The sequence below is a fragment of the Streptomyces cinereospinus genome (assembly GCF_042430725.1).
In the GTDB taxonomy this organism is placed as follows: Bacteria; Actinomycetota; Actinomycetes; order Streptomycetales; family Streptomycetaceae; genus Streptomyces; species Streptomyces cinereospinus.
Genome location: NZ_JBHMCY010000058.1, coordinates 14735 through 33295, shown reverse-complemented (window position 1 = coordinate 33295; position 18561 = coordinate 14735). Strand labels below are relative to the sequence as shown.

The 18561-nt window shown below is 73.8% G+C and carries 13 protein-coding genes and 1 pseudogene; 11 read left to right on the top strand and 3 right to left on the bottom strand.

Annotation, left to right across the window (positions count from 1 at the left end):
• Both ACFF45_RS25770 and ACFF45_RS25765 read left to right on the top strand, forming a co-directional pair.
• Positions 1–372: pseudogene (locus ACFF45_RS25770) on the top strand (hypothetical protein); the annotation flags it as partial.
• A gap of 209 nt (positions 373–581) precedes the next feature.
• Entirely contained in the window at positions 582–1718 is a 1137-nt protein-coding gene (locus ACFF45_RS25765) for a glycosyltransferase family 4 protein (protein WP_381348840.1), read from the top strand.
• Here ACFF45_RS25765 and ACFF45_RS25760 read toward each other — a convergent pair.
• The 3 genes from ACFF45_RS25760 to ACFF45_RS25750 all read right to left on the bottom strand — a co-directional run bounded on the left by ACFF45_RS25760 (position 1675) and on the right by ACFF45_RS25750 (position 7025).
• The gene (locus ACFF45_RS25760) at positions 1675–3417 is read right to left on the bottom strand and encodes a PucR family transcriptional regulator (RefSeq protein WP_381348839.1); all 1743 of its coding nucleotides are present in this window, start codon (positions 3415–3417) and stop codon (positions 1675–1677) included. The two genes, ACFF45_RS25765 and ACFF45_RS25760, sit on opposite strands and share 44 nt — an antisense overlap.
• 108 nt (positions 3418–3525) lie before the next feature.
• Positions 3526–4878, bottom strand: a complete 1353-nt coding sequence (locus tag ACFF45_RS25755) for an FAD-binding oxidoreductase (RefSeq protein WP_381348838.1) — start codon at positions 4876–4878, stop codon at positions 3526–3528.
• Positions 4879–5222: 344 nt separating this feature from the next.
• Positions 5223–7025, bottom strand: a complete 1803-nt coding sequence (locus ACFF45_RS25750) for a glycoside hydrolase family 15 protein (RefSeq protein ID WP_381348854.1) — start codon at positions 7023–7025, stop codon at positions 5223–5225.
• A gap of 510 nt (positions 7026–7535) precedes the next feature.
• Here ACFF45_RS25750 and pyrG point away from each other — a divergent pair.
• The 9 genes from pyrG (at position 7536) to ACFF45_RS25705 (ending at position 18541) form a co-directional block, all read left to right on the top strand.
• Positions 7536–9185, top strand: a complete 1650-nt coding sequence (gene pyrG / locus ACFF45_RS25745) for a CTP synthase (RefSeq protein WP_381348837.1) — start codon at positions 7536–7538, stop codon at positions 9183–9185.
• Positions 9186–9282: 97 nt separating this feature from the next.
• Positions 9283–9909, top strand: coding sequence for an NUDIX domain-containing protein (locus ACFF45_RS25740; RefSeq protein WP_381348836.1), 627 nt, complete (start codon positions 9283–9285; stop codon positions 9907–9909).
• A 196-nt stretch (positions 9910–10105) separates the two neighbouring features.
• Positions 10106–12178: a tetratricopeptide repeat protein gene (locus ACFF45_RS25735; RefSeq protein WP_381348835.1), complete on the top strand. Its 2073-nt coding sequence runs from the start codon at positions 10106–10108 to the stop codon at positions 12176–12178.
• 132 nt (positions 12179–12310) lie between these two features.
• A complete protein-coding gene (gene ald / locus ACFF45_RS25730; RefSeq protein ID WP_381348834.1) occupies positions 12311–13435 on the top strand; it encodes an alanine dehydrogenase in 1125 nt (374 codons plus the stop codon).
• A 360-nt stretch (positions 13436–13795) separates the two neighbouring features.
• Positions 13796–14974 (top strand): ParA family protein, encoded by a 1179-nt coding sequence (locus tag ACFF45_RS25725; RefSeq protein WP_381348833.1) that lies wholly within the window; start codon positions 13796–13798, stop codon positions 14972–14974.
• Entirely contained in the window at positions 14959–15528 is a 570-nt protein-coding gene (locus tag ACFF45_RS25720) for a hypothetical protein (protein ID WP_381348832.1), read from the top strand. The genes ACFF45_RS25725 and ACFF45_RS25720 overlap by 16 nt, the downstream gene beginning before the upstream one ends.
• 18 nt (positions 15529–15546) lie before the next feature.
• Positions 15547–16827 (top strand): segregation and condensation protein A, encoded by a 1281-nt coding sequence (locus tag ACFF45_RS25715; protein WP_381348831.1) that lies wholly within the window; start codon positions 15547–15549, stop codon positions 16825–16827.
• A complete protein-coding gene (scpB, locus tag ACFF45_RS25710) occupies positions 16824–17480 on the top strand; it encodes an SMC-Scp complex subunit ScpB (RefSeq protein WP_381348830.1) in 657 nt (218 codons plus the stop codon). Before ACFF45_RS25715 ends, scpB begins: the two co-directional genes overlap by 4 nt.
• Positions 17480–18541, top strand: a complete 1062-nt coding sequence (locus ACFF45_RS25705; RefSeq protein WP_381348829.1) for a pseudouridine synthase — start codon at positions 17480–17482, stop codon at positions 18539–18541. Before scpB ends, ACFF45_RS25705 begins: the two co-directional genes overlap by 1 nt.
• Positions 18542–18561 lie beyond the last annotated feature (20 nt).

Sequence of the window (18561 nt, the reverse complement as noted above, 5' to 3'; positions counted from 1 at the left end):
GGGGGCGGCGGACCTGGCGGCCGTCGCGCTCGGGGCGGCCGGTGCCGTGCTCCCGACCTGGTGGACGTGCGGCCGGGCAGGGCCGCCGGGGCGGTCGTCGCGCTCGCCGCCCCGGGGCTGCTGTCCGCGCGGCCGGGGGCGGCGGACCTGGCGGCCGTCGCGCTCGGGGCGGCCGGTGCCGTGCTCCCGGACGACCTGGGGGAGCGCGTGATGCTCGGCGACACGGGCGCGCATGCGCTGGGTGCCGTGCTCGGGGTGGCCGTCGTCGCGGCTTCCGGGCGGGCCGGGCCGGCCGTCTGCGCGGTCGGTGTGGTGGCCGCGGCGGTGTGCGGGGACCGGGCGAGCGGTCGGCGGGATCACTCGGGAGAGTGATGCGGGACGGCGCGTTGCCCCGGCGTGTGGGAGCGTGTGATCTCCGGCGTTGCCGGAACGGCCGTACGTCCTGGCATCCTTGGGCGAGTACGCGGAGGGGGCCGCGCGGTGTCCCCGTCCGCCGCGACCTTCTGTACGTTTCTCCGTGACCGCCGTGACCGCCGTGACCGCCGTGACTGTCCCCCGCCGACCCCAGGAGCCCCGGCCACGTGACCTCCGTGAGCAGCCCCGTCCCGCACGGCCGGTCGACGCTGCGCACCGTGCAGGTGCTCGGCGGCGGCAACGCCGGCAGCAGCGCGCACGTGCGCTCGCTGGCCGCGGGGCTCGTCGCACGGGGCGTGCGGGTCACGGTGTGCGCCCCCGCCGAGGCGGATCACACCTACGACTTCAGCGGGGCCGGCGCCGAGCACGTCCATGTGCCGCGCAGCAGCGACCCGGGTTCCGTGGCGGCGCTGCGCGCCGCCTGCGCGGGCGCCGACCTGGTGCACGCGCACGGGCTGCACGCCTCCTTCCGCGCCGCGCTCGCCCTGGCCGGCCGGCGCACCCCGCTGATCGTCACCTGGCACAGCCACGCCCACGCCGAGGGGGCGCGCGCCCACTTCCTGCGCCTGCTGGAGCGCCGGGTGGTGCGGGCGGCCGCCGTGGTGCTCGGCACCACCTCGGACCTGGTCGACCGGGCGCGCGGGGCGGGCGCCCGGGACGCCCGGCTCGCCGCCGTCGGCCTGCCCGGGCGCCGCGCATGCGCCGAGCCCGCCGACCCCGACCCCGCGCGCCCCAAGACCCGGGCCGAACTCGGCGCCACCGGGCGCCCGTTGCTGCTGGCCGTCGGTTCCCTCGACCACCAGCGCGGCTACGACGTCCTGCTCGACGCCGCCCGCGCCTGGCGGCGGCTCGATCCCCTGCCGCTGGTCGCCGTCGCGGGCGAGGGGCCGCTGCGCGCGGTGCTGCAGCGCCGGATCGAGGAGGAGGAGCTGCCGGTACGGCTGCTCGGCCGGCGCGACGACGTGGCCGAGCTGCTCGCCGCCGCCGACCTGGTGCTGCTGCCCAGCCGGTGGGAGTCACGGTCCGTCCTGGCCCAGGAGGCCCTGCACGCGCGCGTGCCGCTGGTCGCCACCTCCGCCGGCTCCGTCCCCGAACTCGTCGGCGACGCGGCCGAACTGGTCCCGCCGGGCGACGCCGGGGCGTTCGCCGAGGCCGTCGTCCGGCTGCTCGGCGACCCGGAGCGGCGCGAGCTGCTGCGGGACAAGGGGCTGCGGCAGGCGGCGACCTGGCCGACCGAGGACGAGACGGTCGCCCAAGTGCTCAGCGTGTACGACGAGCTGACGCAGCACCGGCCGCTGATCTGACCGGCGCCGCCGGCTGGGCGGCGGCCGGGGCGCGGCCGGCGCCGTCGGCCTGCCCGACGTGCCGGCGGGCCCGCAGGGCGAGGCTCAACGCCAGCACCGTCTGCGGGTCGTCCAGGTCGGTGCCCAGCAACTCGCCGATCCGGGCCAGCCGGTTGTAGAGCGTCTGCCGGTTGAGGTGCAGCTCCCGGGCCGTCTCCGCCTTGCGTCCCGCGTGCGCGAGGTAGGTCTCCAGGGTGGGCAGCAGCAGCGGCGGCCTGGCCCGGTCGTCGTGGTCCTGGACCGGCCCGATCGCCCGGTCCACGAAGGCCGCCAGGTCCGGATGGTCGCGCAGCCGCCACAGCAGCAGGTCGATGTCCAGCCGGCGCGCGTCGTACCAGGGGCGGTCCGGGAGCCCCTGCGCGGCGGTCGCCGTCTCCGCCGCGTGCCGCAGCCCCGCGGACGCCGTCGCCCAGCCCCCGGCCACGCCGGCCACCACGACCGGCGGCCGCGCCCCCGGACGCCGCATCCCGGCCCGTTCGACACCGGCCCGCAGCGCCGCCGCGACCCGGTCGGCGACCGCCGGGCGCTCCGACTCCGCGCGCAGGCCGAGCAGTACCAGCACCCGGCCCTCCACCGGGCGCACCCCGAGCAGCACCGGCACGCCCACCAGGGCCAGCTCCTCCGAGACGGCCCGCGCCAGCACCGCCCAGCCGCCGCCCGGCGAGAGCGCGCCGCCCAACCGCATCACCACCGGCAGCAGCGGGCTGCCGCCCGGCTTGAAGCCGAGCACCCGCGCCTGCGCCGGGGCGTCCTCGGCGGTGATCCGGCCCTCGGCGAGGTCGGTCAGGAAGTCGCCGCGCCCGCGCGCGGCCAGCTCCTCCTCCTGGCGGGCCTGCATCAGGACCACGGCCAGGATGCCCGCGGTCCGCTCGGCGGCGATCCGGTGCACCGGCGCCAGCGGCGCGCGCACCGGCAGCAGCACCAGCCTGGCCCGCACCACGCCCGTGCCCGGCCCCGGACCCGTCGCGGGGCCGCCGCCCGGCACGTCCACCAGCACCGACCCGGCCGGCGGCGCGTCCTTGTGCCGGCCACGCAGCCCCTCCCACACCTGGAGCGGATCCGCCCCCTCGGGCCCGGCCCCGGCGGCGTACAGCAACTGGCCGTCCGTGGTCTCCAGGAAGACCGGGTTGCCGCTGAAGTCGGCCAGGATGCCGAGGACCTGCGGAACGCCGCCGCCGCCCAGCAGCGCCCCGGTGCAGCGGCGGTGCACCTCCTCGGCGCGCTGCAGCAGCGCGTAGTGGCCGTTGACGATCTCGGTGTGGATCTCCTCGGTGACCGTCACGAACGGCACCTCGCGGTGCAGCTGGACCAGCGGCAGCCCGGCCGTGCGGGCCGTCTCGACCAGGGCGGCGGGCAGCCGGGCGAAGCGCGGGCCGAGCTCCACGACCAGGGCCGCGATGCCGCGCTCGGCCAGGGTGCGGACGAAGGCGCGCTGGTCCGCCGGGCGGGTGCCGAGGCCGTACCCGGTGGTCAGCAGCAGTTCACCGCCCTTGAGCAGGGAGGCGATGTTCGGCACCTCGCCGGCGTGCACCCAGCGCACGGTCCGCCGCAGCCGCTCCGCGCCCGCGAGCACCTCGGGCAGCCCGCTGCGCAGGCCGGGCAGCTCCAGCGCCCGCTGAACGGTGATCCCGGCGCCCGTGCTGTCGAATCGGCTGTCCATGCAGCGGACGCTACCCGCGTGCACGCTCCGGTGGCATCCCCGGGTCGGTACGGCGGCGATCCCCGCCCGGCCGGCGCGGTGCGGGCCCCGCGCGGTGGCCCGGAGCGGCTACAGCGGCCTGATGTTGTGGTTGAAGCGGAACACGTTGTCCGGGTCGTAGCGCCGTTTCAGCACGCCCAGCCGCCACATGTTGTGCGGTCCGAGTCCGGCCCGTACCCGGTCGCGTCCCTCGTCGCCGACGAAGTTGAGGTGGACCGCGCCGGTGCTCCACGGCCGGACGGCGGCGCGGACCTCCTCGACCCAGGCCGTGCACCGCTCGTCGTCCGCCGGGTCCGCCCAGCTGCCGAAGGGATGCACGGCCCAGGCCGCGTCCCGGTACGGCACCAGGTGGTCGGCCGGGGCGTCGGCGACCGCGCCGCCCAGCGGGAACAGCGTGTGCCGGGTGGCCGTCGGCACCGGCAGGGTCTCCGCGAGGGCGCAGAAGGCGTCCACGAAGTCGTCCGGCGCGCCGGACAGGCACTCCGCCGACCAGTGGTGGCGCAGGCCCGGCGGGGCGTCGAAGGCGCACTGCGCCTCGGCGTACGGCAGCGCGGTGACCACCTGCGACTCGTGCGGCAGCGCCAGCAGCGGCTCGGCCAGCTTGCGCAGGTCCTCCTCGGACCCCGCGTACGTCAGCAGCACCCGGCACAGCGGCGGGCCGGCCGGTGCTCCGGTCCGCCAGACGACCGCGCCGCCCGCCTCCAGCGGGCCGGACGCGACGACCTCCCGGTAGGTGCGGACCGCCTCCCTCGCGTGCTCCGGCAGGTACACCACCAGCGCGACGGCGAACTCCGGCACCTCGTACAGCTTGAGGGTGACGGCGGTGGCGACGCCGAAGTTGCCGCCGCCGCCGTGCAGGGCCCAGAACAGCTCCGGGTTCTCGTCGGCGCTCGCGCGGACGCGGTCGCCGTTCGCGGTGACCAGCTCGACGCCGAGCAGGTTGTCGGCGGCCAGACCGCAGGAGCGTTCCAGCCAGCCGCTGCCGCCGCCCAGCACGGAGCCGGCGACACCGGTGGTGGAGGCCCGGGCGCCGGTGGTGGCCAGGCCGTGGGGCTGGGTCGCGCGGTCCAGCCGGCCCCAGGTGGCGCCGCCCTCGACGCGGACCGCCTCGGCCGCGGGGTCGACCGTGACGCCGCGCAGCCGGCGCAGGTCGATCACCAGGCCGGCGTCGTTCGTGCCCATCCCCGCGACGCTGTGCCCGCCGCCGCGCACCGCGATGTTCAGGTCCAGCGCCCGCCCGAACCGCACTGCCCGCACGACGTCGTCCGCGTGCGCGCACTGCGCGATCACCGCGGGCCGCCGGTCGACCGCGGCGTTGAAGACGGCCCGGGCCGCGTCGTAGCCGGGGTCCCACGGGGCGAACACGTCGCCGTCGAGGTCCTCGCGGAGCTCGACGAGGGCCGTGTGCGCCTTGGAGGACATGGCCGCCCCTTCCCCGGCCGGGACAGGTGCGCTTCCAGCCTAGTGCCGCGGCAGGCAACGTTCGCCCCGGCGCCGCGGGCCCGGCCGCGGCGCCAGGCGGCCGCGGCCCCCTGGCGTGCCCGGCCCGCTGTAGGTTCTCGCTGCTCGTGTCCTACGGCGAGGCCGTGACCTGCGGCTTCTCGCGTTGTCTCACGCTGTGTCCAGCCGCTCATTTTCACCGCGGTGTCCGAATCCTCGGCGTCGTTTGTCGAGGTCAGGTCTCTGACCTGCGCAGTCTCGACCGAGGTCGCCGAGTGGCCACGGTTCGCGGGAAAAAGACACGGGAGCTGGGAACCTACACCCGCTCAGCCGCCGTACGCCCCCGAGGCCGTCAGCCGCAGGGCCGTGTCGATCAGCGGAACGTGGCTGAAGGCCTGCGGGAAGTTGCCCACCTGGCGCTGGAGGCGGGGGTCCCACTCCTCGGCGAGCAGGCCGAGGTCGTTGCGCAGCGACAGCAGCTTCTCGAACAGCCGGCGGGCCTCGTCGACGCGGCCGATCATCGCGAGGTCGTCGGCCATCCAGAACGAGCAGGCCAGGAAGGCGCCCTCGTCGCCGGGGAGGCCGTCGACACCGGCGTCCTCGCCGGAGGTCGGGTAGCGCAGGATGAAGCCGTCCGGCGTGGACAGCTCCCGCTGGATGGCCTCGATGGTGCCGATCACCCGCTTGTCGTCCGGCGGCAGGAAGCCCATCTGCGGGATCAGCAGCAGCGAGGCGTCCAGCTCCTTGGAGCCGTAGGACTGCGTGAAGGTGTTGCGCTCCTTGTCGTAGCCCTTCTCGCACACGTCCCGGTGGATGTCGTCGCGCAGGTCGCGCCAGCGCTCCAGCGGGCCGTCCGCGTCACCGGACTCCAGCAGCTTGATCGTGCGGTCGACGGCGACCCAGGCCATGACCTTGGAGTGCACGAAGTGGCGGCGCGGGCCGCGCACCTCCCAGATGCCCTCGTCCGGCGCCTGCCAGTGGTCCTCCAGGTAGCGGATCAGCTTGAGCTGGAGCAGCGAGGCGTAGTCGCTGCGGGCCAGGCCGGTCATGTGGGCCAGGTGCAGGGCCTCGGTGACCTCGCCGTACACGTCGAGCTGGAGCTGGTGGGCGGCGCCGTTGCCGACCCGGACCGGGGCGGAGTTCTCGTAGCCGGGCAGCCAGTCCAGCTCCGCCTCGCCCAGCTCGCGCTCGCCGGCGATGCCGTACATGATCTGGAGGTTCTCCGGGTCGCCGGCCACCGCGCGCAGCAGCCACTCGCGCCAGGCGCGGGCCTCCTCGCGGTAGCCGGTGCGCAGCAGCGAGGACAGGGTGATCGCGGCGTCGCGGAGCCAGGTGTAGCGGTAGTCCCAGTTGCGCACGCCGCCGATCTCCTCGGGCAGCGAGGTGGTGGGCGCCGCGACGATGCCGCCGGTGGGCGCGTACGTCAGGGCCTTGAGCGTGATCAGCGAGCGGATCACCGCCTCGCGGTACGGGCCGTGGTACGTACAGTGCTCCACCCACTCGCGCCAGAAGTCCTCCGTCGCCTCCAGCGACTGCTCCGGCTCCGGCAGGGGCGGCGGCTCGCGGTGCGAGGGCTGCCACGAGATGGTGAACGCGATCCGGTCGCCGGGCGCGACGGTGAAGTCCGCGTAGGTGGTCAGCGCCTTGCCGTAGGTCTCGGTGGCGGTGTCGAACCACACGGAGTCCGGGCCCGCGACGGCGACCGTCCGGCCCTCGTGCTTGTGCACCCACGGCACGATCCGGCCGTACGAGAAGCGCATGCGCAGCGCCGACCGCATCGGCACCCGGCCCGAGACGCCCTCCACGATCCGGATCAGCTGCGGGGCGCCGTCACGCGGCGGCATGAAGTCGATCACGCGGACCGTGCCGCGCGGGGTGTCCCACTCGGACTCCAGGATGAGCGAGTCGCCGCGGTAGCTGCGCCGGTCGGCGGTCGGCGGCTCGGCGTCGGCGGCGTGGGCCGGGCCGATCCGCCAGAAACCGTGCTCCTCGGTGCCCAGCAGACCGGCGAAGATGGCATGCGAGTCGAAGCGGGGCAGGCACAGCCAGTCGACCGTGCCGTCCCGGCAGACCAGGGCAGCGGTCTGCATGTCTCCGATGAGTGCGTAGTCTTCGATGCGCCCGGCCACGTGCAACTCCAGTCGAACGGCCACGTAGCCCCAGAGGGGCTTTCGCTAGTGCGGTCAAGGGGTCGTTGTAATGCGACGTTGAGCTGTGCAGTAAAACCGCCGCCGTGCCCGGAGGCAAAACGACCGCCGTCGCTCAACGATCTGACGAGCTCTTGTTGTTCCGGCGCCTACGGGCGGGGGTGGTGCCGTGTCGCCGGCTGGCTCGGCAGCGAGTGTCCGAGCAGGATACGACGCACGTAGATGATCTGCGTGCCGCTGTGGGCAACACCTCTGCGCCGAACGAGTGAGCGCCGGGTGAGAAACGTGTGAGCGGTACGCGTGCGTGGCGGGGCGTGCGCGGAGCGTACCCGGGCGCCGCCGGGCCCCGTCGCTGATACCCTGGTAGCCCGTGGACCGGTGGGCTCGAAACCCCCGAACCGCAACGACGGCTCCTCCAGCAGCCCCGGGTACCCCGGGCCGGACGGCCGCCCCGCACCCCCAGACCGAGACCACGGGAGCCTCCTCTTGGCCATGCCGCCCAAATCTTCGACGACCAAGCACATCTTCGTCACCGGGGGTGTCGCCTCTTCTCTGGGCAAGGGCCTGACCGCCTCCAGCCTGGGCATGCTGCTCAAGGCCCGGGGGCTGCGTGTCGTGATGCAGAAGCTCGACCCTTACATCAACGTCGACCCGGGCACGATGAATCCCTTCCAGCACGGTGAGGTGTTCGTCACCAACGACGGCGCCGAGACCGACCTGGACATCGGCCATTACGAGCGCTTCCTGGACCGCGATCTCGACGGCTCCGCCAACGTCACCACCGGCCAGGTCTACTCGACGGTGATCGCCAAGGAGCGGCGCGGCGAGTACCTCGGTGACACCGTGCAGGTCATCCCGCACATCACCAACGAGATCAAGCACCGCATCCGCCGGATGGCCACCGACGAGGTGGACGTGGTCATCACCGAGGTCGGCGGCACGGTCGGCGACATCGAGTCGCTGCCCTTCCTGGAGACCGTCCGCCAGGTCCGGCACGAGGTCGGCCGGGACAACGTCTTCGTGGTGCACATCTCGCTGCTGCCCTACATCGGGCCCTCGGGCGAGCTGAAGACGAAGCCGACCCAGCACTCGGTCGCCGCCCTGCGCAACATCGGCATCCAGCCGGACGCCATCGTGCTGCGCTGCGACCGCGAGGTGCCGACCGCCATCAAGCGCAAGATCTCGCTGATGTGCGACGTCGACGAGGCCGCCGTCGTGGCCTGCCCCGACGCGCCGTCGATCTACGACATCCCCAAGGTCGTGCACTCCGAGGGCCTGGACGCCTACGCGGTCCGCCGCCTCGACCTGCCCTTCCGGGACGTCGACTGGACGACCTGGGACGACCTGCTCGACCGCGTGCACGACCCGCGGCACGAGATCACCCTCGCGCTGGTCGGCAAGTACCTCGACCTGCCCGACGCCTACCTGTCGGTCACCGAGGCGCTGCGCGCGGGCGGCTTCGCCAACAGGACCCGCGTGAAGATCAAGTGGGTCACCTCCGACGACTGCCGGACCCCGGCCGGCGCCGAGGCGCAGCTGTCCGACGTGGACGCCATCTGCGTCCCGGGCGGCTTCGGCGACCGCGGTGTCTCCGGCAAGGTCGGCGCCATCCAGTACGCCCGCGAGAACCGGATCCCGCTGCTCGGCCTCTGTCTCGGCCTGCAGTGCATCGTGATCGAGGCCGCGCGCAACCTGGCCGGCATCGCCGACGCCAACTCCACCGAGTTCGACCCGGCCACCGCCCACCCGGTCATCTCCACCATGGCCGAGCAGCTCGACATCGTCGCCGGCGAGGGCGACATGGGCGGCACCATGCGACTGGGCATGTACCCGGCCAAGCTGGCCGAGGGCTCCGTCGTGCGCGAGGTGTACGACGGCAAGGAGTACGTCGAGGAGCGGCACCGCCACCGCTACGAGGTCAACAACGCCTACCGCTCGGAGCTGGAGAAGAAGGCCGGCCTGCTGTTCTCGGGCACCTCCCCGGACGGCAAGCTCGTCGAGTACGTGGAGTATCCGCGCGAGGTGCATCCGTACCTGGTCGCCACCCAGGCGCACCCGGAGCTGCGCTCCCGGCCGACGCGTCCGCACCCGCTGTTCGCCGGGCTGGTGAAGGCCGCGGTCGAGCGGAAGAACGGCAAGTAGCAACCGGTTGTACGGTGGCCGGGGTGCCGCTCCGCGACGTGAGGGGCACCCCGGTGCGGTGGTGGCACGTCCGGTGACACGGCGGGAAGGACAGGGCATGACGATCAAGGACACCCACGAGGAGTGGGAGATCCGCGCGACGGAGACCCCCTTCGTGGGCGGCAAGACCTCGGTCCGCACGGACGACGTGGTGATGCCCGACGGCACGGTGGCGCGCCGCGACTACCAGGTCCACCCCGGCTCGGTCGCGGTGCTCGCGCTCGACGACGACGGCCGGGTGCTGGTGCTGCGCCAGTACCGCCACCCCGTGCGCCAGAAGCTGTGGGAGATCCCGGCCGGCCTGCTCGACGTGCCCGGCGAGAACCCGCTGCACGCCGCCCAGCGCGAGCTGTACGAGGAGGCGCACGTCAAGGCCGAGGACTGGCGGGTGCTGACCGACGTCTACCCCACGCCCGGCGGCTGCGACGAGGCCGTGCGGGTCTTCCTGGCCCGCGAGCTGTCCCAGGCCGAGGGCGAGCGCTTCCAGGCCGAGCACGAGGAGACCGACCTGGAGCTCGCGCGGGTCCCGGTCGAGGAACTGGTCCGTGGCGTCCTGGCCGGCGAGCTGCACAACACCTGCCTCGTCGTGGGGGTGCTGTCGCTGGTCGCCGCGCGGCAGGGCGACGGGCTCGACGCGCTGCGCCCGGCCGAGGCGCCGTGGCCGGCCCGCCCCTTCGAGGCCTGAGCCGCCCCGCGCCGCACGCGACGCCCTCCGGTGTGACCATCGCCTGATCCGATCGGGGGATGTGCCCGCCGCGCTCCGCCCGGTTCGTCGCAGAGCGTGAACTAGGCTCTCCACGAGTGAGCCGAACAGCAGGTGCGACGCCCGAACCGGAGTCCCGGCGGGCTTTCGCGCGTGCGGGTGGACGGGAGCGTGGCCCGTGGCGGAGCAGGCGGTGGACCCAGACGGCGTACGGGTGTCGGACGCGTCCGCACCGGGCCGGTTCCTGGGCCGCACAAGGGAGTTGAAGGAGCTGCGCGCCGACATCGAGCGCGCGGGACTGGACACCCTCTCCGGCCGCAAGGCCCCCCGGGCGCGGGTACTGCTGATCGCGGGCCGCCCCGGCTCCGGCCGTACGTCCCTCGCCGGGGAACTGGTACGCCAGGTCGCCCACCGCTACCCGGACGGGGTGCTGCGGGCCCGGCTCGGCGAACCCGACGGCACGCCCGTGCCGGTGGACCGCGCCGCGGCGGACCTGCTCACCGTCCTGGGCCTGCCGACCCCGCCCGGGGCCGCCGCGGACGACCTCACGGCGGCGCTCCGCGAGGCGCTGACCGAGCGCCGGGTGCTGCTCCTGCTGGACGACGCGGCCGACGCCGAGCAGGTCGACGCCCTGCTCCCGGACAGCCCGGACTGCCTGGTCGTCGCCGTCGCCCGGGGCCCGCTCACCGGCATCTCGGACGTCCGCCCCTGCACCCTCGGCGGCCTCGACACCAAGTCCGCCGTCGAGCTGCTGTCCCGGCACACCGGCTCGGTACGGATCACCGTCGACCCGCGGGCGGCGGAGGGGCTCGTCGAGGCCTGCCAGGCCCAGCCCGCCGCCCTGATGCTGGCCGGCGGCTGGCTCGCCGCCCGCCCCCAGGCGGCCGTCGCCGACCTCACCAAGCAGCTGCACGCCGTGGGCGACGACGGGACCGCCCTCAGCCGCGTCTTCCGGCTGGCCTACTCCGCGCTGCCCGGCTCCGCCGCCCGGGTGCTGCGGCTGCTCTCCCTCGCCCCGGCCGGCCGCGTCGACCCGCACACCGCCTCCGCGCTCGCCGGCTGCTCGGTCAGCGGCGCCCGGCACACCCTGGACGACTTCGTCGCCCTCGGCCTGCTGCGCCGCGCCGCGGCACCGCTGCCGGAGTACGAGGTACCGGGCTGCCTGCACCCGCTGCTGCGCGCCGTCACCGAGGCCGAGGACCGCCCCGCCGAGCTCCGGCTGGCCCGCGCCCGGATGCTGGAGCGCACGGTGCGGCTGCTGCAGTCCTGCCGGGCGATCACCGAGACGGACAGCGCGCAGGCCCGCGAGAAGCTGGCCGGCACCCCGCGCGCGCTGCGCTTCGCCACCCCCCGGGAGGCCGCCGACTGGCTGCGCCTGCGCCGCCCGGCGCTGCTCGCCTCGGCCCGGCTCGCGGTCGCCGACGGGGAGCTGGACACGCTGGCCCGGCGGCTGATGTCCCAGCTGGTGCGGGCGACGGTGGCGCACGTCGGGACGCAGGCCGCCGCGTTCGACCTGTACGGCATCCACCGGCTGGTCCTCGACGTGGCCGAGCGCCGGGACCTGCCCCGGGAGCAGGCGGCGGCGCTGCTGAACCTGGGCGACCTGGACGCCAGGACCGGCCGGACGAGCGACGCCCTGGTCCGGTACCGGGCCGCGCTGGACGCCGGACGCAGGGCGAACGACCCGTATGCGACCGGGCGCGCGATGGAATCCGTAGGCGGCGCGCACCAGGAGCTCGGCGATCACGACCGGGCCGCCGACTGGTTCGGCCGGGCGCTGGCCGAACGGCTGGCCCGCGGGGAGCGCGAGGAGGCCGCCCGGCTGTACGGCCGGATCGCGACGGCGCACACCTACGCGGGCCACTACGGCGAGGCGCAGCGCAACTGGCGGGCCGCCGTCGCCGGGTACCGAAGGCTGGGCGATGTGGCCGCGCACGCCCGGGCGTTGAGCGAGCTGGCCCGGGTGCAGGAGTACGCGGGGCGGCCCGAGGAGTCGCTGCGCACCTGCCAGGAAGCCGTCGAGTGGGCGCGGCGCGCGGAGGACGTGCGCCTGCAGGCCGCGCTGCACCTGCGGCTGGCCGACACGCTGGAGCACCTCGGCGACCCGGCGGCCGCCCTGCTGCACCGCAGCGCCGCCGAGCGCATGCTGGGGGAGGAGATCCAGGAGGCGCAGGAGGCCGAAACGCCAGACTCAGCCAGGGAACAAGCCGCTAACGCCTGCGAAATCCGCAGTACATCCGTCAAAGATTGATGCAATGAAAGGCTAGACAGCGGGAACACCTTCATTAGACTGGCTCTGCCGCACGTTCTCCTGCGGTGTCTCCCGGTGTGCCCTGAACATGCGGGTATGCCACGTACTGCACCCCCCTCTGAGCCAAGGACCGTGATCGACGTGAAGGTCGGCATCCCCCGCGAGGTCAAGAACAACGAGTTCCGGGTGGCCATCACCCCCGCCGGCGTGCACGAGCTGGTGCGCAACGGCCACCAGGTCGTCATCGAGCGCGGTGCCGGTCTCGGCTCCTCGATCACGGACGCCGAGTACGTCGCCGCCGGTGCGCAGATCCTGGAGACCGCCGACGAGGTGTGGACCTCCGCCGACCTGCTGCTGAAGGTCAAGGAGCCCATCGCGGAGGAGTACCACCGCCTCCGCAAGGACCAGACGCTCTTCACCTACCTGCACCTGGCCGCCTCCAAGGAGTGCACGGACGCCCTGCTGGAGTCCGGCACCACCGCCATCGCCTACGAGACGGTCGAGCTGCCGAGCCGCGCGCTGCCGCTGCTCGCCCCGATGTCCGAGGTCGCGGGCCGCCTCGCCCCGCAGGTCGGCGCCTACCACCTGATGCGCGCGGCCGGCGGCCGCGGCGTGCTGCCCGGCGGCGTCCCCGGCGTGACCCCGGCCAGGGCCGTCGTCATCGGCGGCGGCGTCTCCGGCTGGAACGCCACCCAGATCGCCGTCGGCATGGGCTTCGACGTGACCCTGCTGGACCGCGACATCAACAAGCTGCGCGAGGCCGACCGGATCTTCGGCACCAGGGTCAAGGCGATCATGTCCAACTCGTTCGAGTTGGAGAAGGCCGTCCTCGACGCCGACCTCGTCATCGGCGCGGTGCTCATCCCGGGCGCCAAGGCGCCGAAGCTCGTCACCAACGAGCTGGTCGCCCGGATGAAGCCGGGAAGTGTCCTTGTCGACATCGCGATCGACCAGGGCGGCTGCTTCGAGGACTCCCGGCCCACCACGCACGCCGAGCCGACCTTCGCCGTCCACCAGTCGGTCTTCTACTGCGTCGCCAACATGCCGGGCGCGGTGCCGAACACCTCCACCAACGCCCTCACCAACGCCACGCTCCCGTACATCGTGGAGCTGGCCAACCGCGGCTGGGCCGAGGCCCTGCGCCGTGACCCGGCGCTGGCCAGGGGCCTCAACACGCATGACGGCAAGGTGGTTTACCGCGAGGTCGCCGAGGCGCACGGCCTGGACCACGTGGAGCTGGAGTCGCTCCTCGGCTGACCGATCCGGTCCACGTCACGCGTAGGCACAAGGCGATACGTCAACACAGGTCGTCAACCGTCGGCACCCGGCCGGACCTTGCCCGACAAGGTCCGGCCGGGTGTGTGTATGGTCACTTTGCGACGTGCGGCCAACTCGCCTCGAACGTCACCCTTGAACCGATTCGCACACCGGTGAAACCTGCCGCGCGACGGCCGTACGCCCTTGACAGAGGGATGTTTCATTGCCGACACATCCTGCCGGGTCCGGCGGATTGTGTTGCTGCGGACGCCCGACACGCCATAGAGTCGCCAACCGTCGGCATGGTGCCACGCTGACCTGTCTGGAAGTTCCCTGGTCACCAAGGAGGTAAGACGACTTGTGAATGAGTCGACATTTTCTCCCGGGGGTGGTCAACCAGGAAGCCCTGCGCGGGGCCAGGCTCCCGCGGGGTTCGAGGCTGTCGGCTCCGTCGCGGTGCGCACCTTCGCAGCCCATCAGGGTCACCACACGTCAGGGGTGACCCAGCCAGCACACCAGAGCATGGATGGCCATCACGTGAACGCCATGGCCGGCGACGGAAGTGGCGCGCCCCACAACCACTTCGCCGACTACGACGAACTGCCCGAGGGGCACTTCTACGACCCGGACGCCGAGTACGAGCCCGACCCGGAGTACGCGGCCACGCTCGCGCCCGACGCCGCCCGGCAGCGCCGTGAGCGCGTCGGCCCGACCGGGCGCCCGCTGCCGTACTTCCCGATCCCGGGCCCGCTGACCGACCACGGGCCCGCGACGATCATCGCGATGTGCAACCAGAAGGGCGGCGTCGGCAAGACGACGTCCACCATCAACCTGGGTGCCGCGCTCGCGGAGTACGGACGCCGGGTGCTGCTGGTGGACTTCGACCCGCAGGGCGCGCTGTCGGTCGGGCTCGGCGTCAACCCGATGGAGCTGGACCTCACCGTCTACAACCTGCTCATGGAGCGGGGCCTGTCGGCCGACGAGGTGCTGCTGAAGACCGCGGTCCCCAACATGGACCTGCTGCCCAGCAACATCGACCTGTCCGCGGCCGAGGTCCAGCTGGTCTCCGAGGTCGCCCGGGAGTCCTCGCTCCAGCGGGCGCTCAAGCCGCTGCTGCCCGACTACGACTACATCGTGATCGACTGTCAGCCCTCGCTCGGCCTGCTCACCGTGAACGCGCTGACGGCCGCGCACAAGGTGATCGTGCCGCTGGAGTGCGAGTTCTTCGCGCTGCGCGGTGTGGCGCTGCTGACCGAGACCATCGAGAAGGTCCAGGAGCGGCTCAACCCGGAGCTGGAGCTCGACGGGATCCTCGCCACGATGTACGACTCGCGCACGGTGCACAGCCGTGAGGTGCTCGCGCGGGTCGTCGAGGCGTTCGACGACCACGTCTACCACACGGTCATCGGACGCACGGTCCGCTTCCCGGAGACCACGGTCGCCGGCGAGCCGATCACCACGTACGCCTCCAACTCCGTCGGTGCCGCCGCCTATCGCCAGCTCGCCAGGGAGGTGCTCGCCCGGTGTCACGCCGAGTGAGTCTGCCGGGGGCCGACGAACTGTTCCGTACGACAGGGGGAACGGCGCTCCAGGCATCCACTCCCCGGCGCGGCGCCAACGGCGAGGCCCGGGTGCCGGCTCCCGCGGGGGAGGGCACGGCGACGCCCGCCGCCGAGGACGCGCCGCAGGCGGTGCCCGCACAGGGCGGGGACGGCGACGGCGCCGAGCATGTCGCGGCCGACGCGGAGCCGGCCGACGCCGAGTCGCGCAGCCGGGGCGCGGAGCGCTCCGCGCGGCGGCAGGGGCAGCAGGCGGCGGCGCAGGAAGGTTCTGCCGCGGCGGCGCCCCGCAAGCGCGGGCGGGCGGCCGCGCGGCGGCCCAGCGGGCGCGAGCGGCACGACGAGAAGATCACGGTGTACGTGTCCGCCGAGGAACTCATGGATCTGGAGCACGCGCGCCTCGTGCTGCGGGGCGAGCACGGGCTCGCCGTCGACCGGGGGCGGATCGTGCGCGAGGCGGTCGCCGTGGTGCTGGCCGACCTGGAGACCCGGGGGGACGCCAGCATCCTCGTACGACGGCTCCGCGGGCGGTAACGGTAGCCTGCGGGGGCTATGACCTCGAACGGCTCCCCAGTCCCGCCCTCCGGCCCGGCCGGACGCCGCCGTGCGCTGGGGAGGGGGCCGGGGGCGGTGGCGCCCGGGGCACCCGAGCCGGATGCGGAGGCTTTCACGGCCGTCTCCCCGGTGCCCGAGCCGGAACGCCCGGCCACCCCACGGCCCGTGACGGCCACCGCCCGGCCTTGTGAGGCGGCTCCCCGGCCCTCCGAGGCGGCTGCCCGGCCCGTGGACGCCGCCGCCCGGCCTTCCGAGGCGGCTGCCCAGTCTGTGGCGGGCGCCGTCCAGCCTGTGGCTGTCCCTGCCCGGCCCGCCGGGGCTTCCGCCCAGTCTGTGGCGGGCGCCGCCCGGCCTTCCGAGGCGGCCGGCCGGCCCCTGGCGGTCCCCGGTTCGCCCGGTGCGGGCGCCGTTCACGTCCTGGGCGGGTCCGCCGCGGATTCCGCGGAGGGCGCTGAGGAGGGTGCGGCCGGGGGGTTCACGGTGCGGCTGTCGAACTTCGAGGGACCCTTCGACCTGCTGCTCCAGCTGATCTCCCGGCACCGCCTGGACGTCACCGAGGTCGCCCTGTCCAAGGTGACCGACGAGTTCATGGCGCACATCCGGGCCATGGGGCCGGACTGGGACCTGGACGAGACGACCGAGTTCCTGGTCGTCGCCGCCACCCTGCTCGACCTGAAGGCGGCCCGGCTGCTGCCCGCCGCCGAGGTGGAGGACGAGGCCGACCTCGCGTTGCTGGAGGCCCGCGACCTGCTGTTCGCGCGGCTGCTCCAGTACCGCGCGTACAAGCAGGTCGCCGAGATCTTCAGCGGCCGCCTGGACGAGGAGGCCCGCCGCCACCCCCGTACCGTGGGCCTCGAACCGGAGCACGCCGAGCTGCTCCCCGAGGTCGTCATCAGCATCGGCCCGGAGGGGTTCGCCCGGCTCGCGGTCAAGGCGATGCAGCCCAGGCCCAGGCCGCAGGTGTACGTCGACCACATCCACGCCCCGCTGGTGAGCGTGCGGGAGCAGGCCGGAATCGTCGTGGCGCGGCTGCGGGAACTCGGCGAGGCCGACTTCCGGGCACTGGTGGCGGACACCGACGACACCCTCACCGTGGTGGCGAGATTCCTGGCCCTGCTGGAGCTGTACCGGGAGAAGGCCGTGGCCCTGGAGCAGGAGACCGCCCTCGGTGAGCTGCTGGTGCGCTGGACCGGCGGCGAGGCGGACGCCGGGCCGATGGTGACCGACGAGTTCGACCGGCCGCCGCGGCAGCCGAAGGAGCAGGAGGAGAAGGCGTGAGCGAGGAGACCGCAGGGCCGCCCGCCGGGCCGGGCACCGTCGCCGGCCTGGAGCTGAAGCCCGCCCTGGAGGCCGTCCTCATGGTCGTGGACGAGCCCGCGACCGTGGCGCACCTCGCGAGGATACTGGAGCGGCCCGAGCGGCGGATCGCCGAGGCGCTGCGCGAGCTGGCCGACGAGTACACCGCGCAGGGGCGCGGCTTCGAGCTGCGGCTCATCGCGGGAGGCTGGCGCTTCTACACCCGCCCCGCGTACGCGCCGGCGGTCGAGCGGCTCGCCCTGGAGGGCCAGACCGCCCGGCTCACCCAGGCGGCGCTGGAGACGCTCGCGGTGGTGGCGTACCGCCAGCCGATCAGCCGCGGCCGCGTCTCCGCCGTCCGCGGAGTGAACTGCGACGGCGTCATGCGCACCCTGCTCCAGCGCGGTCTGGTCCAGGAGGCGGGCACGGAACCCGAAACAGGTGCGATCCTGTACACGACGACGAACTACTTCCTGGAGCGGATGGGCCTGCGGGGCCTGGACGAGCTTCCGGAGCTCGCGCCCTTCCTCCCGGAGGCGGCGGCGATCGAGGCCGAGACGCAGGAAGGCGTGCCGTCGTTCGATCCGGACGCTCCGGATTCCGAGGACGCAGACGACAAGACGACGGAACTTTGATGCGAAGCAGCGGCAGCGGCAAGAGCGGCGGGCGCGGTAACTACCGCGGTGCCGGTAACGACAGGGACCAGAAGCAGGGGCAGGATCGCCCCCGCAAGCCCCGCCCCGAGGAGCGCCGCTACGACGTCGGCCCCGGGGCGACCAAGGACGGCCCGAAGGCGGGGCGCGGCGGCGCGGCCCGCGGCGGCGCCAAGGGCGGCCCCAAGAAGCCCCAGCAGGGCGGGCGGACGGCGCCGGCGCGCTCGCGCGAGTTCGAGACGGGGGTGGAGGAGCGCAACCGCGAGCGGTACGCGGGCAAGAAGGACATCAAGCTGCCCAAGACCTTCCCCGGCGCGGAGCAGGAGGGCGAGCGGCTGCAGAAGGTGCTCGCGCGCGCGGGCTACGGCTCCCGGCGCGCCTGCGAGGAGCTGATCGACCAAGCCCGCGTCGAGGTCAACGGCGAGATCGTCACCGAGCAGGGCAAGCGGGTCGACCCGGAGAGGGACGAGGTCAAGGTCGACGGCCTGACCGTGGCGACCCAGTCGTACCAGTTCTTCTCGCTGAACAAGCCGGCCGGTGTGGTCTCCACCATGGAGGACCCCGAGGGGCGCCAGTGCCTCGGCGACTACGTCACCAACCGCGAGACGCGGCTCTTCCACGTCGGGCGGCTCGACACCGAGACCGAGGGCGTCATCCTGCTCACCAACCACGGTGAGCTGGCCCACCGGCTGACCCACCCCAAGTACGGCGTGAAGAAGACCTACCTCGCGCACATCGTCGGCCCGATCCCGCGCGACCTGGGCAAGCGCCTGAAGGACGGCATCCAGCTGGAGGACGGCTACGCGCGCGCGGACCACTTCCGGGTCGTCGAGCAGACCGGCAAGAACTACCTGGTCGAGGTCACCCTGCACGAGGGCCGCAAGCACATCGTGCGCCGCATGCTGGCGGAGGCCGGCTTCCCGGTCGACAAGCTGGTGCGGGTCGCCTTCGGCCCGATCACCCTGGGCGACCAGAAGTCCGGCTGGCTGCGCCGGCTGAGCAACACGGAGGTCGGCATGCTGATGAAGGAAGTCGATCTCTAGGCCGCTCGTCCGTCGACGGC

Bases quoted from the DNA above. Each gene is read 5' to 3' on its own strand.
- ACFF45_RS25760 (WP_381348839.1), bottom strand. From the start codon at position 3,417: ATGGACAGCCGATTCGACAGCACGGGCGCCGGGATCACCGTTCAGCGG.
- pyrG (WP_381348837.1), top strand. From the start codon at position 7,536: ATGCCGCCCAAATCTTCGACGACCAAGCACATCTTCGTCACCGGGGGT.
- ACFF45_RS25715 (WP_381348831.1), top strand. From the start codon at position 15,547: ATGACCTCGAACGGCTCCCCAGTCCCGCCCTCCGGCCCGGCCGGACGC.
- ACFF45_RS25705 (WP_381348829.1), top strand. From the start codon at position 17,480: ATGCGAAGCAGCGGCAGCGGCAAGAGCGGCGGGCGCGGTAACTACCGC.
- ACFF45_RS25740 (WP_381348836.1), top strand. From the start codon at position 9,283: ATGACGATCAAGGACACCCACGAGGAGTGGGAGATCCGCGCGACGGAG.
- ACFF45_RS25755 (WP_381348838.1), bottom strand. From the start codon at position 4,878: ATGTCCTCCAAGGCGCACACGGCCCTCGTCGAGCTCCGCGAGGACCTC.